At 63.7% G+C, this 14,394-nt stretch carries 12 protein-coding genes; 5 read left to right on the forward strand and 7 right to left on the reverse strand.

Translation table 11 applies throughout. From position 1 onward, the window contains the following. The first annotated feature begins 307 nt into the window (after positions 1-307). Both ACF8Q6_RS07890 and ACF8Q6_RS07895 read left to right on the forward strand, forming a co-directional pair. Positions 308-1,627 carry an NAD(P)/FAD-dependent oxidoreductase gene (locus ACF8Q6_RS07890; RefSeq protein WP_274144523.1) on the forward strand — a complete coding sequence of 440 codons (1,320 nt, stop codon included), beginning with the start codon at positions 308-310 and terminating at the stop codon, positions 1,625-1,627. Beyond that, positions 1,627-2,043 (forward strand): RidA family protein, encoded by a 417-nt coding sequence (locus ACF8Q6_RS07895; RefSeq protein ID WP_014590706.1) that lies wholly within the window; start codon positions 1,627-1,629, stop codon positions 2,041-2,043. Before ACF8Q6_RS07890 ends, ACF8Q6_RS07895 begins: the two co-directional genes overlap by 1 nt. A 201-nt stretch (positions 2,044-2,244) precedes the next feature. Here ACF8Q6_RS07895 and ACF8Q6_RS07900 read toward each other — a convergent pair whose 3' ends face one another. Together ACF8Q6_RS07900 and ACF8Q6_RS07905 are read right to left on the reverse strand one after the other, a co-directional pair. Further along, positions 2,245-2,985, reverse strand: coding sequence for an SDR family NAD(P)-dependent oxidoreductase (locus tag ACF8Q6_RS07900; RefSeq protein ID WP_392489747.1), 741 nt, complete (start codon positions 2,983-2,985; stop codon positions 2,245-2,247). A 177-nt stretch (positions 2,986-3,162) separates the two neighbouring features. Next, on the reverse strand, positions 3,163-3,990 hold the full coding sequence (locus tag ACF8Q6_RS07905) for an amidohydrolase family protein (RefSeq protein WP_392489748.1): 828 nt from the start codon (positions 3,988-3,990) through the stop codon (positions 3,163-3,165). A 148-nt stretch (positions 3,991-4,138) separates the two neighbouring features. On the opposite strand from ACF8Q6_RS07905, the gene ACF8Q6_RS07910 reads away from it, so the two are divergent. Then, the gene (locus ACF8Q6_RS07910) at positions 4,139-5,077 is read left to right on the forward strand and encodes a LysR family transcriptional regulator (protein WP_392489749.1); all 939 of its coding nucleotides are present in this window, start codon (positions 4,139-4,141) and stop codon (positions 5,075-5,077) included. Between the two features lie 125 nt (positions 5,078-5,202). Here the strand turns inward: ACF8Q6_RS07910 and ACF8Q6_RS07915 are convergent, their stop codons facing one another. From ACF8Q6_RS07915 to pgm, 4 genes are all read right to left on the reverse strand, one after another. Continuing rightward, complete coding sequence (locus tag ACF8Q6_RS07915; protein WP_392489750.1) at positions 5,203-7,608, reverse strand: TonB-dependent siderophore receptor; 2,406 nt, start codon at positions 7,606-7,608, stop codon at positions 5,203-5,205. Positions 7,609-7,675: 67 nt separating this feature from the next. Further along, a complete protein-coding gene (locus ACF8Q6_RS07920) occupies positions 7,676-8,620 on the reverse strand; it encodes a FecR domain-containing protein (protein WP_392489751.1) in 945 nt (314 codons plus the stop codon). Beyond that, positions 8,617-9,129, reverse strand: a complete 513-nt coding sequence (locus ACF8Q6_RS07925) for a sigma-70 family RNA polymerase sigma factor (RefSeq protein ID WP_392489752.1) — start codon at positions 9,127-9,129, stop codon at positions 8,617-8,619. The genes ACF8Q6_RS07920 and ACF8Q6_RS07925 overlap by 4 nt, the downstream gene beginning before the upstream one ends. A 78-nt stretch (positions 9,130-9,207) precedes the next feature. Continuing rightward, positions 9,208-10,845 carry a phosphoglucomutase (alpha-D-glucose-1,6-bisphosphate-dependent) gene (gene pgm / locus ACF8Q6_RS07930; RefSeq protein WP_003247749.1) on the reverse strand — a complete coding sequence of 546 codons (1,638 nt, stop codon included), beginning with the start codon at positions 10,843-10,845 and terminating at the stop codon, positions 9,208-9,210. A gap of 173 nt (positions 10,846-11,018) precedes the next feature. On the opposite strand from pgm, the gene ACF8Q6_RS07935 reads away from it, so the two are divergent. Then, positions 11,019-11,666, forward strand: a complete 648-nt coding sequence (locus tag ACF8Q6_RS07935) for a DUF1345 domain-containing protein (RefSeq protein WP_003247748.1) — start codon at positions 11,019-11,021, stop codon at positions 11,664-11,666. A 274-nt stretch (positions 11,667-11,940) separates the two neighbouring features. Next, positions 11,941-12,201, forward strand: a complete 261-nt coding sequence (locus ACF8Q6_RS07940) for a DUF1652 domain-containing protein (protein WP_003247746.1) — start codon at positions 11,941-11,943, stop codon at positions 12,199-12,201. Positions 12,202-12,252: 51 nt separating this feature from the next. On the opposite strand, the gene ACF8Q6_RS07945 is transcribed toward ACF8Q6_RS07940, so the two are convergent. Beyond that, positions 12,253-14,340: a bifunctional diguanylate cyclase/phosphodiesterase gene (locus ACF8Q6_RS07945; protein ID WP_182375098.1), complete on the reverse strand. Its 2,088-nt coding sequence runs from the start codon at positions 14,338-14,340 to the stop codon at positions 12,253-12,255. Between the last annotated feature and the right edge of the window lie 54 nt (positions 14,341-14,394).

Consider the following 14,394-nt stretch of genomic DNA (forward strand, 5'->3'; position numbering starts at 1 on the left):
CTGTTGTGCTGTGCGATACACGGCATTCTGAGTGGAACCTTCGGGCGGGCGAAACGACCTTTTTCCGAGGGGGTAGGCAGGAAAAAACTAGGCTCAAGGGCCCGCCCTCCGCACCCGCTCGAAAAACCACGCCACCCACCCGGCCAACCTGCCCCACAGGCCAGAGAACTCAAGGCCTTCGCCGTTTTATCGGCAAGCACCAGCTAAATACTATTTTCGCCATTTCCACGGCATCCCTAGTCTGGCTCCAGGTAACGGCGGTCCTCCAAACCGACCTGACAAAAACCGCCTGAACAAGGGCTCGGACATGACACTGAACAACCTCGAAATCGACACCCTCGTCGTCGGCGCCGGCCAGGCCGGCGTGGCCATGAGCGAACACCTGAGCAAGCTTGGCGTGCCGCATCTGGTGCTGGAACGCAACCGCATCGCGCAGGCCTGGCGTACCGGCCGCTGGGACTCATTGGTCGCCAACGGCCCGGCCTGGCACGACCGCTTCCCGGGGCTGGAATTCAACCTCGACGCCGATGCATTCGCCGGCAAGGACCAGGTGGCCGACTACTTCGAGCAGTACGTACGCAAGTACAACCTGCCCGTGCGCACCGGCATTGAAGTCAAGCGCGTGGTGCGTAACAGCGACCGCCCTGGCTTCACCATCGACACCAGTGAAGGCGTGATTCGCGCCAATCGCGTCGTGGCTGCCACCGGCCCGTTCCAGAAACCGGTGATCCCGGCCATCGCGCCAAAAGACAGCAACCTGCACCAGATTCATTCCGCCGCTTACTTCAACCCAGAGCAGTTGCCTGAAGGCGCGGTACTGGTGGTCGGTGCCGGCTCTTCCGGCGTGCAGATTGCCGAAGAGCTGATGCGCGCCGGGCGCCAGGTGTACCTGTCGGTCGGCGCCCACGACCGCCCGCCGCGTGCCTACCGCAACCGCGACTTCTGCTGGTGGCTGGGCGTGCTGGGCGAGTGGGACGCGGAAATTGCCAAGCCCGGTCGCGAGCATGTGACCATCGCGGTCAGCGGCGCCCGTGGTGGCCACACCGTGGACTTCCGCGCCCTCGCCCACCAGGGCATGACCCTGGTCGGCCTGACCCAGTCGTTCGAAAACGGCGTCGCGCACTTCCAGGACAACCTGGTCGAGAACATCAACCGCGGCGACGACAACTACCTGGCCCTGCTGGATGCGGCCGATGCCTACATCGAACGCAACGGCCTGGACCTGCCGGAAGAGCCCGAAGCCCGCCAGCGCCTGGCCGACCCGGAGTGCATGCGCAACCCGCTGCAGCAGCTGGACCTGGCCAAGGCCGGCGTCAGCAGCATCATCTGGGCCACCGGTTATGGCGTGGATTTCAGCTGGCTGCAGGTAGACACCTTCGATGCCAACGGCAAGCCCCAGCACCAGCGTGGTGTGGCCCGTGAACCGGGCGTGTACTTCCTCGGCCTGCCGTGGTTGTCGCGCCGTGGTTCATCGTTCATCTGGGGGGTGTGGCACGACGCCAAGCACGTCGCCGGCCACATTGCCACGCAACGTACCTACACCGCCTACCGCGACCGCGAGCAACGCGCAGCGGATGAGCAGCAAACCGCCAAGATCAGCAATGTCAGCACCCTCGGAGCCCACTGATGCCTACCCATACTCGCATCCGCATGTTCAACACCAAGGAAACCTACCCCAACCAGACCCTGGACAACGACTTGTGCCAGGCCGTGCGGGCGGGCAATACCATCTACGTGCGTGGCCAGGTCGGTACCGACTTCGAAGGCAAGCTGGTGGGCCTGGGTGACCCGCGCGCACAAACCGAACAGGCGATGAAGAACGTCAAGCAACTGCTTGAAGAAGCCGGCTCGGACCTGTCGCACATCGTCAAGACCACCACCTACATCACCGACCCGCGTTTCCGCGAGCCGGTGTACAAGGAGGTGGGCAAGTGGCTCAAGGGCGTGTTCCCGATTTCCACCGGGTTGGTGGTAGCCGGGTTGGCCCAGGCCGAGTGGCTGATGGAGATCGACGTGATCGCCGTGGTACCCGATCAGCAATGACCGCAGGCCTGAATGGCGGGTGGTGACTGCCACCTGCCGTCCAGCCACGCCTGGGTTGCCCGTGCCGCTGCTTGCAAGCGTTGAGGTGCGGGCACGCCAACGGACGACGGCACTTGCACACTGAAACGTCGCCCGCAGTTCGCGCGTGGCTGGCTACCCGGCGCAGCTCCAACGCCATCGGGCGTACCACACCCAGTCCATTCAGTAGGTCGCCCTCCCGCCGCTGAGGTCAAACACAAAGCCAGTTGTAAAGCTGCACTCAGGCCCGGCGATCCAGCTGACCATGTTGGCAATCTCCTCGGCCTTGAGGAAGCGCCCCATGGGGATCTTGGCCTTGCTCGCGGCAATATGCTCGGCCGTCATCTCGGCCATCAGCGGCGTCTCGACCATCGCCGGTGCCACGCAGTTGAGCAGCACGCCATCCTGCGCCAGCTCCTTGGCTGCCGCCTTGGTGAAGGCGATGACCCCGGCCTTGGCTGCCGAATAGCCCGAGATGTACTGCACACCCTCCTTGCCAGCCATGGAGGCGATATTGACGATGCGCCCGTAGCCGCGCTCACGCATGTGCCCAATGGCGGTACGGCAGCAATAGAACACACCGTTCAGGTCGATGGCGATGACCTTGTCCCAGGCCTCTGGCGGGTACTCCCAAGACGCCACCACCGGGCCGTTGATGCCGGCATTGTTGACCAAGATCTGCACCTGCCCCAAACGCGCCAGCGTCTGGGCAAAAGCCGCCTCCACCGAGGCCAGCGACGACACATCCACTGCCTGGCGCAGCACCGGCTCGAAGCCGTTTTCCGTGCTGTTCCAGCCATCGACGGCAAGGTCCCAGATCACCACCTGGGCGCCGGCGACATGCAAGCGGCGGGCAATCGCCAGGCCGATGCCACGCATGCCACCGGTGACGATAGCGGTTTGGCCTTGCAGGTACTGGCTCATTGTTCAGCTCCATTTTCGACAGAAGGAATATCCGGCAAGCGACGCAGGTCACATGCCCTTTGGGGCGCTAGCCGAGACGATCCTCCAGGCCATGGAGGATGCCGCCCGGGACGGGTGTTCTGTTCAGTGTTCATCACGATTGCGCGCTTGTTGTTGGAAGGGCAAACAACGGAGGGGCTAGGCAAACCCGAACAATCGCCGAGGGGTGTACCACATTACTGTGCGGCGCAGCCGGGCATCCGGCATCAGGCGCTCGGCCAGCTTCAGCAGCGGGCCGTAGTCCACCCGCGCGGGTTGGCGAATGAACGGCCAGTCCGACCCCCACACACAGGCTTGGGCGCCAAAGGCTTCGAGCAGGGCCTGCACGTATGCACTGCTCTGTTCGAACAAGGCATCCGCTGCGGCAAACTTCTGCATGCCTGACAGCTTCACGCAGGCGCGGCCACTGTCGGCCAGCCGCAGCAACGCCTGGAAGCCGGCTTGCTGGACACCGGCAGCGACATCCGGGCGGCCGCAATGGTCAATCAACAGACGAGCCTGCGAGCCTTGCAGCAGGCTGTGCAGGTCCAGCAACTGGTCGTCACACACCTGCAGCTGGGCGAACATGCCAAGCTCGGCGAGCTTGCCGAACAGCCCGTCAACGCCCTTGAGGCTGGCTACCCCGTACAGCGCGGGGTTGAAGGCGATACCCACCACGCCTTGCGCCTGTAACGCCGCCAGCGCGTCGAGGTTGATGTCCGCCTTGACCACCGCCACCCCCTTGAACCGCCCCTGCCCGCTGGCCAAGGCATGCAGCAGGCAGCGGTTGTCGGTGTGGTAGCCGCTGTTGGGGCCCACCAGCAAGGCATGTTGCACGCCGTAAGCCTCCATCACCCGGGTGAACTGCGCCTGGGTGGCGACCTCCTGGCCGGAGGGCGCGTAGGGTGCATCGGGGTGATAGGGGAAACGGGCGGGGTCAAACAAATGGTTATGGCAATCGATCTTCGCTTCGTCAAATATGTTCACGCAGCACTCCCGTCAAGCGCCACTGCGCTTGTCTGCAGATCTTGTTATTGTGCGCCGCAAGGGCAGTTAGGCTGGGATTAACGATACTGTGTGGCCGGCTTTGACGCTCATACCCAGATGGCGAAAACCATAACCGAAGGTAATACACATGCTGCTTGGCAACGAAGGCGCGGACGCAAGCCCCATGGTGTTCAAGCTGCGGCACATGGAAGTGTTCAGGGCGGTGATGCTGACGGGCTCGATCAGTGCGGCGGCCAAATTGCTGTATGTGTCGCAGCCGGCGGTGAGCAAGCTGATCCAGTACATCGAAGCGCGCCTGGCCTACCCGCTGTTCGAGCGCGTCAACAACCGCCTGGTGCCGACGGCCGAAGCGCAGGTGCTGTTTCGCGAGGTCGAGCGGGTGTACCAGGCAGCGTTGCAGGTCAACGAGTGTGCCCTGGCGCTGGGCGCTGGCGGCCAGCGCAAGTTGCGTATCTCGTGCAGTGCATCGTTGTCCACGGTGGTGATCCCGATGGCCCTGGCCCAGCTCAAGCGTGAATCACCGTCACTGAATATCGAGTGGCAAACCTCGTTGATGGGTGAAATGCCCAACCAGATCGTGTCGAAGAAGGTCGACCTGTCGATCGCCGCCCTGCCGGTGGTGCACGACCACCTGCATTCGCAAGCGTTCATGCGTGGACGCATGGTAGTGGTGATGCCGCCGGGTCACCCTTTGGCCGGTCAGCCCGCGCTGACCCTGCAGCAGCTGGAGGGCCATGCGTTGCTGCTGTTCCGGCCCGACATGCCGTTTGGCAAGCTGTTGGCCGAACACATCGGGCGCCGCGGGCTACAACTGAAATCACTGTTGTCGTTCACCAATGCCAACGAGGCTGTGGCGTTGGTCAAGCAAGGCATGGGCATCAGCGTGATCGACGAGTTCGTTGCACAGGACAGCGGGCTGGCGGTGGTGCCGTTGGCCGATGAGATTCACTTCGATATCAGCTTCGTCTATTCGCGCTTCGAGCCGCCCTCGCATGCAGCGCTGCAGTTGATGCGGGTGTTGCAGGGGCAGGCGCAGAAGCTGGGCCGGGCGCTTGCGCCGGGCTGATCAGCTACGCAACTGCCCCCCTGTGGGAAGGGTTTCAGCCGCGAACGCTGCCGAAGCCGGTGCCATGCACCGAGTCGCCAGATTCGCGGGCACGTCCGCTCCCGCTGGGTATACAAGGGTTCGGTTTAAAAGCCGACCGTAGCCGAGAGCAGATAGGTCCGCGGGGTGGACAGGGTCAACCCCGGCTCACTGTCATCCGACGCCCCTGCCGAGCTCCAGTAGCGATCATCGAGCACATTCTCGACACTGGCCCGCAAGGTAACCTCGGTGGCGTCCACCTTGAAGGCATAACGTGCACCCACGTCATAACGCTCCCAGCCGTCGATGCGTTTGCTGTTGTTCTGGTCCAGGTACTGCGAGCTGGAGTGAATGCCGCGCGCTGTGAAGGTCAGCCCGCTCACCCCTGGCACGTCCCATTCAGCCCCCAGATTGACGTTGTATTCGGGCGTGGCCGGCGCACGGTTGCCATCGTAGGCACCGCCGACGGTGTCGGTCAGCTCGCTGTCGATATACATCACCCCACCCAACACCCGCACGCCCTGCACCGGCTCACCGAACACACTCAGCTCGATGCCGCGGTTGTCACGCTTGCCATTGGGGCCGAACACCCGCGAGGCGGGGTTGGTCTCGTAGGCCGGCTGGCGAATGCGGAAGGCGCTGGCAGTAAAGGCCACCTGGCCGAGGTCGTACTTGGCACCCACCTCGATCTGGCGGCTGGTGAACGGCGGGAAGATCTGGTCTTCGTTGAGCGAGGTCGAGGGGGCGATCTTGCCTTGGCTCAGGCCCTCCATGTAGTTGGCATACAACGAGAGCTGGTCGGTGACCTTGAGCAGTACGCCCCCAGAAGGCGAGACCTTTTCTTCGTCATAGCCCGTATCGCCTTTCACGCCGTCGCTCCAGTCATCCACCTGCACCCGCTGCCAGCGCGCACCCAGGGTCAACAGCAGGCGGTCGTCAAAAAAGCCAAGGGTATCGGCCAGGGCCACGCCGGAGAAGCGGTTTTCCGTGTAGACCTCGGGGTCGAGGCGGGTTGGCGTACCGGGTGTCGGTGCGGCAACCGGGTTGTAGAGGTTGCTCGGCGCCGAGGCATAGCGCGCCCCGCCGTTGGTGAAGTCCATGTAGTAATAGGTGGCGGCCAGGTTCAGTTCGTGGCTCACCGGGCCGGTATGGAACCAGTGACGCAAACCGGCCATGGCGGTGCGCACCGACTCGTCCCGGGTAAAGTCACGCGGCTGCACGGTGAAGTCGCCAGCATCGTTGGTGATCGACACGTTATGGCGCAGGAAGTCGTGGTTGCTCTTGCGCGCACCGACCGCACCATAGGCCAGCAGCGATTCGCTGATATCGTACTCGGCGTTCAGCGCACCGAAGGTGTCATTGGTACGCGCCTTGCTCCAGGCCTGGGCGTAGTTGTGGCGTACATCATTGGCATTGGGCACCTTGGCATTGGCACCGACCAGCACACGCTCCTGCGGGGCGTCGGTATCGCGCTCGGTGTGGCCAAGGTCTGCCGAGAGACGCAGGCGCTCGCCTCGAAAATCCAGGCCCAGCACCGCCATTTCGCGGTCGACGCGCTGGTGGTCCCATTCGGTATCACCGGCCTGCTTCACCCCATTGAAGCGCACGCCGAACTGCTGGCCTTCACCAAAGCGACGGCCGATGTCCACTGCGCTGCCAGCCTGGCCGGCCGAGGCGTAGCTGCCGGTGAATTCGGTGATCGGCTTGTCAGCGGCTCGCTTGGGCTGCACATTGATACCGCCGCCCACGCTGCCACGCGGCGATATGCCGTTGATCAACTGGCTGGGGCCTTTGATGATGTCGACCCGGTCGGCCATTTCCATGTCGATCGAATACGTCGGCAAGATGCCATAAAGACCGTTGTAGGCCACATCACTGTTGAACAGGCTGAAGCCGCGAATGGTGAACTGCTCGAAACGCCCGCCCGCCGGGTTGGTGGCACGCACTGAAGGGTCACTGGCAATCAGCTCGCCCAAGGTGCGCGCCTGTTGGTTCTTGACCAGGTCGCTGGTGTAGCTGGTGATGCTGAACGGGGTTTCCATGAAGTCGCGTGAACCGAGCAAGCCTTGTGCCCCTTGGCGTGCCACTTGGCCACCGGCATACGGCTGCGCTTCGTTGCCTGCGGCCAGGCCGCCGACGATGCGGGTGGGGGCGATTTCCAGCGCGCCACTGGCCTGGGGGCCTGGCATCAGGGTGAAGGCCCCCTCACCCACTGGTAGCGCCTGCAGGCCGCTACTGCGCAGCAACTGACTGAAGCCTTCATCGACACTGTAACGACCGGACAAGCCGTTACTTTGCCGGCCCTCTACCAATGCCGGGTCCAGCGAAAGGCTGACACCGGCCTGGTCGGCGAAATGGGTCAAAGCGGCACCCAGGCTGGCTGGCGCCACCTGGAACGTACGCCGGGCCGGCTCATCGGCCCAGGCGGGTGCACACAACAGCAGGCTTATCGCGAACAATGGATGTGCTGCGCGCGCCAGTGGGCGCAGGCGGCAGGATTTTACTGCAGGCATTGAACAAGGCTCCCCTTTTATTTTCTCCTACCGGTAATGACCGGCGAGTGAAAAAAAGGGGACAGCCTCATGCTCGATTTTCTCGTGCGGCCAGGCTCACCCAATAACGCGTGCGGGTCTGCACCTGCAACGGCAGGCTGGCGGCGAGCAGGGCCAACACCCGGTCGGTGTCGTCAAGGCGGAACGTGCCGGTAACACGCAAGCGCTCCAGTTCTGGTGCCCAGCGCAGTACGCCGGGGCGATACCTGCGCAGTTCGTGCAGCAACTCGCCCAGCGGGCGGTCGTCCAGCCGTAGCGCACCTTCGCGCCAGCCCAGTTGCCATGCGTCGAACGCTTTGACAGGGCCAACGCCGGCCGCCTGCAAGCTGGCCTGTTGGCCGGCCTGTAGCATCACGGCTGGACCACGCAACGGCTGCAGGCTGACTGACCCCTTGATCGCCGACACCCGACAGGCCTCATCAAGCAGGCGCAGGCACGCCTCGCCCTCACTGAGCACCACCCGGCCATAAGGCACCTGCAAGGTGAGGCTCAGGTTAGCGGGCACGCTGACGGCCACTTCACCGCGCAGCAGTGCCACGCGGCCTGCACCCCGCTCGATATCGACCGCACTGTCGGTGTTCAACTGCAACAAGGTGCCGTCGCTCAGCAGTGCCTGCCTGCGCTCTCCTACTGCGGTGCGCATGTCGGCGGTCCAGGCATCCAGCGGCAGCTCACGGCTCACCAGCCAGGCCACCGGCAACAACGCCGACACACCCAGGGCTTGTTTGAGCAGTGCCCGACGACCGGCATCCGGGCGATCCAGGGCGGCCATCGCCAATGCGCCGGGCAACCCGGCAAACCGCGCTCGCAACAGCGATGCCTTTTGCCAGGCATCTTCGTGCAGGTGACTGCTGGCGCGCCATTGCGCCAGACGCTGCAGGTCAGCTTCGCTTGCGTCGCCAGAATCCAGTAATGCCAGCCAACGGGCTGCAGCACGCAGCGCCTCGCGGGTTTCTGGGGGGTGGGGGCTCATTGCAACTCGGCCAACAGGCAATGTTCGTAAGCCTGCGCCATGTAGCGTTTCACCGAGCGCTGGCAGACGCCCAGGCGCTGGCCAATCTCGGCGTAGCCCAAGCCTTCCAGCTGGCTCCAGAGAAAGGCCTTGCGTATCGGCGGCTTGAGGCCGTCGAGCAACTCATCCAGTGCCTGCAGGGTTTCGAGCAGTACCCAGCGCTGTTCTGGCGACGGCACGTGTTGCTCGGGCAACTGCGCCAAGGCATCAAGGTAGGCCTGCTCCAGGCTACGTCGCTGGTGGAAGTTGCTGAGCAAACGCTTGCCCACGGTCAGCAGGTAGGCACGCGGTTCGCGTATGTCTGCCAGCGGCTGGGCGCTGGCCAGAATGCGCAGAAAAGTATCCTGACTGAGGTCGGCGGCATCCCAGGCATTGCCCATACGCCGGCGCAGCCAGGTTTCAAGCCAGCCGCGATGCTCCCGGTACAGGGCAGGCAGGCCAGGCTCCGCTGGCGGCGCGGCGTCGATCATGAGGAAGGTCCTGCGGCGGAGTAAATAAGATTAATTCTAATTTACATCACACCACAGAACCAAGCGGTTTGTTACCGGTCAGGCAATGGCTTCATCGACCAGCACTTGTGCTTCCTGCACCAGACGCTGCAAATGCGCCTCGTCGATGAAGCTTTCGGCGTAGATCTTGTAGATGTCTTCAGTACCCGACGGGCGCGCGGCGAACCAGCCATTGGCCGTCATCACCTTAAGCCCGCCAATCGCCTGGCCATTGCCTGGGGCGTGGCTGAGGATCTGCACGATCGGCTCACCGGCCAGTTCGGTCGACTTCACCTGCTCCGGCGCCAGCTTGCTCAGCAACGCCTTCTGCCGCGCATCGGCCTTGGCCTCGACACGGGTGGCGAACGGCTTGCCCAGCGCGTCGGTCAGGTCGGCATAAGCCTGGCTCGGGTTACGCCCGGTACGGGCGGTCATTTCGGCGGCCAGCAAGGCCGGGATCAACCCGTCCTTGTCGGTGGCCCACACCGAGCCATCGCGGCGCAGGAACGAAGCCCCTGCACTTTCTTCGCCACCAAAACCGAGCGAACCGTCGAACAGGCCCTGGGCGAAGAACTTGAAGCCCACCGGCACCTCATACAGATCGCGGCCCAGGCGTTGGGTAACGCGGTCGATCAGGCCGCTGGAGACCACGGTCTTGCCCACGGCGGCGTCGGTGCGCCACTGCGGGCGGTGGCGGAACAGGTAGTCGATGGCCACGGCGAGGTAGTTGTTGGGTTGCAGCAGGCCGTCAGGGGTGACGATGCCGTGGCGGTCGTGGTCCGGGTCGCAGGCGAAGGCCACGTCAAAGCGCTCGCGCAGGCCTATCAGGCCCTGCATCGCATACGGTGAGGAAGGGTCCATGCGAATCTGGCCGTCCCAGTCGACGGTCATGAAGCGGAAGGTCGGGTCGACCTCGGTGTTCACCACTTCCAGGTCCAGCTGGTAGTGCTTGGCAATGGCCGACCAGTAGCGTACCCCTGCCCCGCCCAGCGGGTCGACGCCCAGGCGCAACCCGGCGCCACGGATGACATCGAAATCGATGACGTTTTCCAGGTCGGCCACATAGTTGCTGACGTAGTCGTGGCGGTGGGTGGTCGGCGCCTGCAGCGCCTGGGCATGGTCCATGCGCTTGACGCCCGCCAGGTTAGCCGCCAGCAGCTCGTTGGCCTTGCCCTCGATCCACTTGGTCACGTCGCTGTCGGCCGGGCCGCCGTTGGGCGGGTTGTACTTGAAGCCACCGCTTTGCGGCGGGTTGTGCGACGGGGTGATGACGATACCGTCAGCCAGGCCCTGCGTGCGGCCACGGTTGTGGCAGAGGATGGCGTGGGAAACCGCCGGCGTGGGCGTGTATTCGTCATCCTTGGACAGCATCACCTGCACGCCGTTGGCGGCCAGCACTTCCAGGGCGCTGGCGGTCGCCGGCGCTGACAGGGCGTGGGTATCGGCGCCGATGAACAGCGGGCCATCGATGCCTTTTTCCTGGCGGTACAGGCAAATCGCCTGGCTAATGGCCAGGACGTGATACTCGTTGAAACTCAATTCAAGCGAACTGCCCCGGTGCCCCGAGGTGCCGAAGGCCACGCGCTGGGCCGCCACGGCAGCGTCTGGGCGGCCCGTGTAATAGGCGGTAAGCAGCCGGGGAATATCGACCAGCACGCTGGCCGGAGCCGGCTTGCCTGCCAAAGGACTGAGCGTCATGCAAAAACCTCGAGTTCAACGGATGTTGGTGTTGGAACGTGCAGTGTACTGAGAGTTGCAATGCCGTGCGATGGGGGACTCAAAGAAACCCCAGGCCCTGCAGGGTATTGCGCCTCCCACCCAACCCTATGACGGTCTAGAGTACAAGCCATACCCCTTGTGAATGAGGCCCCATGGCTTTCCATCGCCTGACCCGCACACACCCCCGCCTGAGCCTCGCCGCTGCAGTCGGCCTCGCTGGCGCCTGGCTGATCCCCGCCGGTGATACCGTGCAGCACATCCTCGCTGGCTGGAACCTGGGGGTGTGGCTGTACCTGCTGCTGGTGCTCTACCTGAGCTGGACAGCCAGCCCGGAAAAGGTCCGCAAAGTCGCCGGCGTCGAAGACGAGAACGCAGGCCTGGTCCTGCTGACCGTGTGCATCGCCGCCATCGCCAGCCTTGCCGCGGTCACCCTGCAACTGGTCTCCAGCCGCGGCCTGCAAGGCACGGCCCTGGCCGTGCACTATCTCTACACCGGCCTGACCGTCGCCGGTTCCTGGCTGCTGATCGGCTGCATATTCACCCTGCACTACGCCCGCCTGTTCTACACCGGGCAAAACCACGAACCCCCACTGCGCTTCGCTGATGGCGAGCGCAACCCGGATTACTGGGACTTCCACTACTTCTCGTTCACCATCAGCGTGGCGGTGCAAACCTCGGACGTGGGCGTCGCCGGGCGTGGGTTGCGGCGGGTGGTGCTGGCGCATTCGTTGGTGGGCTTCGTGTTCAATACGGCGATTCTGGGGTTCACTATCAACATCGCCGCCGGGTTGCTGGGTTAACCAAGCCGCTCGTCTGAAAAACCTGCGCGTCGAACGTCCGCGAAAGTCACCAAACCCGATGGTTACCTGGCACCTTGCGGCCGGGAAAACGTTTGCCATGCAGCCAGTCGTCACACTGCGCCCATGACAAGGGTGTGACCAGTGTCAAGCATTCGCACATTTGTCGTACTTGCAAGCGAAAATCGCGCGTAGCAGGTGCTATCTTTAATTTCCCGGCGGCCGCATCGATGTGGCCACCCGCTCATCATGTCCAGGTACGGACAAGGAGGCTGGCATGAACAAGATGACGTTCCCCAACGCCTGCCAGGTGATGCGCTGGCATTTCCATCCGTTGGGTTTCGAGGCCAGCATGGATGCGCCACGCAGCATGGTTGCGCGGCTGTTCGACCGCGCCAGCGGTGAAACCCTGCTGGCGATTGCGGGCATCCCCTGTGCAGCGATCATGGCCGCCGCCGATGTAGAGCGCATCATCGAGGCCGTCGAGGCGGAAATGGACGCCTTCATACCCGCCTTTACCTTGCGCGATGCAGTCTAGGCTCTGTTTTCAACGCAGCCTCACCGAGTATCAAGGCTTTTCATACAGCGCCTAGCCTGCAGCAGTGAGTTCCGGGCCCATGGCCTGCAATTTGCTCATGAACTGCTCGGCCGGCACAGGCTGGCCCAGCAGGTAGCCCTGCAACGAATCACACCCCAGACGGGTCAGGAAGTCCTGCTGTTTGTCGGTTTCAACCCCCTCGGCAACGATACGCAGGCCCAACGCCTGGCCCAGTGCGACGATTGCCGAAACAATCGCTGCATCGTCACTGTCCTGCTCCAGGTCGCGTACGAAGCCGCGGTCGATTTTCAGCTCGTTGGCTGGCAGGCGCTTGAGGTACATCAGGCTGGAATAGCCCGTACCAAAGTCATCAATGGACAAGTCCACGCCCATGTCGGACAGGCGCTGCAGCACGGTCAGGCTGGCATCGGCATCGTGCATGGCGGTGGTTTCGGTAATTTCCAGTGTCAGGCAGTTGGCTGGCAAGCCGTTCTGCTGCAGGGCGCGGGCCACGCTGTCGACCAGACCGGCATGGCAGAACTGGATGGCCGACAGGTTCACCGCCATGCGCCAGCCATGGTGCCCCTGGTCCAGCCACTGACGCATCTGACGGCAGGCCTCAGTGAGTACCCACTCACCAATGGGGATGATCAGGCCGGTCTTTTCTGCCAGGCCGATGAAGCGGTCAGGCAGCAGCAGGCCCTGCTGCGGGTGCTCCCAGCGCAGCAACGCTTCGGCACCGATCGGCTGGCAGGCCTGGGCGTCGAACTTGGGCTGATAATGCAAGCGGAACTGGCGCTGCTCCAGCGCCAGGCGCAGGTCCTGCAGCAGCTGCAACTGCTGGCGCGCGTTGCTGTTCATCGACACATCGAAGAAGCTGTAACCGTTCTTGCCGGCGCTCTTGGCATGGTACATGGCAGCGTCGGCGTTACGCAGCAGCTCATGCTGGTCCTGGCCATTGCCCGGGTACAGAACGATGCCCAGGCTCGCCGACAGTTGCAGGTCGTGCTCGGCCACGCGGAAAGGTCGGGACACCAGGTTGACCTGCTTGACCGCCACGTCCATGGCATCGTTCGGCTCCTGCAGTTCCACCAGCAGCACGAATTCGTCGCCGCCAATCCGTGCCAGCGTGTCCTGGCTGTGCAGGTGGCCGCGCAGGCGGGCCGCCACCGCTTTGAGCAGAAGGTCACCGATATGATGGCCAAAGGCATCGTTGACGGGTTTGAAGCCGTCCAGATCAATGAACATCAGGGCAAAACAACCGCCCTGCTCCGCCACTTTGGCAATGGCCTGTTCGATGCGGTCCGCCAGCAGGGTACGGTTGGGCAGATCGGTGAGGGTGTCGTGCAAGGCCAGTTGGGTCAGTTCCTGGTTGGCCAAGGTCAGCGAACGGGCCAACTCGGCAGTACGCGCCTCGAGACGCGCGTCCAGCACCGAAGTCAGCAAAGCCACTGCCAGTACTGCCAGCGTGGTGATCAGCACCAGGTAAACCAGGCTGTCCCCCTGCAACCCGCCCCCCAGCGCGCCGCAGAAGCTGCCCTCGGGGAAGTTCGCCGCTGCCATGCCGGTGTAATGCATGCCCACGATGGCAACGCCCATGACCACCGCCGCCAGGCCGCGGATCTGCCGTACGTAGGGGGTGTGTCTGCGCAGGCGGAAGGCAATCCACAATGCCGCCGCCGAGGCGCCTACGGCAATCAGCAGCGAAGCGCCGAACAACGTCGGGTCGTAATCGATGCCCGGCAGCATGCGCAGGGCAGCCATGCCGGTGTAGTGCATGCAGGCGATACCGGCGCCCATGATCAGCGCGCCAAACCCCAACTGCGGCGCTGGCAGGCTCGGCTGGCTGACCAGCCACAAGGCAAAGCCCGAGGACAGCACAGCGATCAGCAGCGAAAACGCGGTCAGGGCCAGGTCGTACCCCAAGTCGATGGGCAAGCTGAAGGCAAGCATGCCAATGAAGTGCATCGACCACACGCCGATGCCCATGGCCAACGCACCGCCGCCCATCCACAGGCAGGCAGCGCGGCCCTTGGCCGTGGCGATGCGGCCGGTCAGGTCAAGGGCGGTATAGGATGCCAGGATCGCCACGCACAGCGAAATCAACACCAGCGAAGAGGAGTAGCTACCGGTCAGCATTGAGAGTTCCAGCGCCGGGACAGGGGGCCCGGCAAAAGCTGACGATTGTACTCA

This window comes from Pseudomonas sp. GLN_2 (genome assembly GCF_043106005.1).
Classification (GTDB): domain Bacteria; phylum Pseudomonadota; class Gammaproteobacteria; order Pseudomonadales; family Pseudomonadaceae; genus Aquipseudomonas; species Aquipseudomonas alloputida.

Coding starts and splice junctions, on each gene's coding strand:
- ACF8Q6_RS07890 (WP_274144523.1), top strand. CDS start 308: ATGACACTGAACAACCTCGAAATCGACACCCTCGTCGTCGGCGCCGGC.
- ACF8Q6_RS07895 (WP_014590706.1), top strand. CDS start 1,627: ATGCCTACCCATACTCGCATCCGCATGTTCAACACCAAGGAAACCTAC.
- ACF8Q6_RS07900 (WP_392489747.1), bottom strand. CDS start 2,985: ATGAGCCAGTACCTGCAAGGCCAAACCGCTATCGTCACCGGTGGCATG.
- ACF8Q6_RS07910 (WP_392489749.1), top strand. CDS start 4,139: ATGCTGCTTGGCAACGAAGGCGCGGACGCAAGCCCCATGGTGTTCAAG.
- ACF8Q6_RS07915 (WP_392489750.1), bottom strand. CDS start 7,608: ATGCCTGCAGTAAAATCCTGCCGCCTGCGCCCACTGGCGCGCGCAGCA.
- ACF8Q6_RS07920 (WP_392489751.1), bottom strand. CDS start 8,620: ATGAGCCCCCACCCCCCAGAAACCCGCGAGGCGCTGCGTGCTGCAGCC.
- ACF8Q6_RS07925 (WP_392489752.1), bottom strand. CDS start 9,129: ATGATCGACGCCGCGCCGCCAGCGGAGCCTGGCCTGCCTGCCCTGTAC.
- pgm (WP_003247749.1), bottom strand. CDS start 10,845: ATGACGCTCAGTCCTTTGGCAGGCAAGCCGGCTCCGGCCAGCGTGCTG.
- ACF8Q6_RS07935 (WP_003247748.1), top strand. CDS start 11,019: ATGGCTTTCCATCGCCTGACCCGCACACACCCCCGCCTGAGCCTCGCC.
- ACF8Q6_RS07940 (WP_003247746.1), top strand. CDS start 11,941: ATGAACAAGATGACGTTCCCCAACGCCTGCCAGGTGATGCGCTGGCAT.
- ACF8Q6_RS07945 (WP_182375098.1), bottom strand. CDS start 14,340: ATGCTGACCGGTAGCTACTCCTCTTCGCTGGTGTTGATTTCGCTGTGC.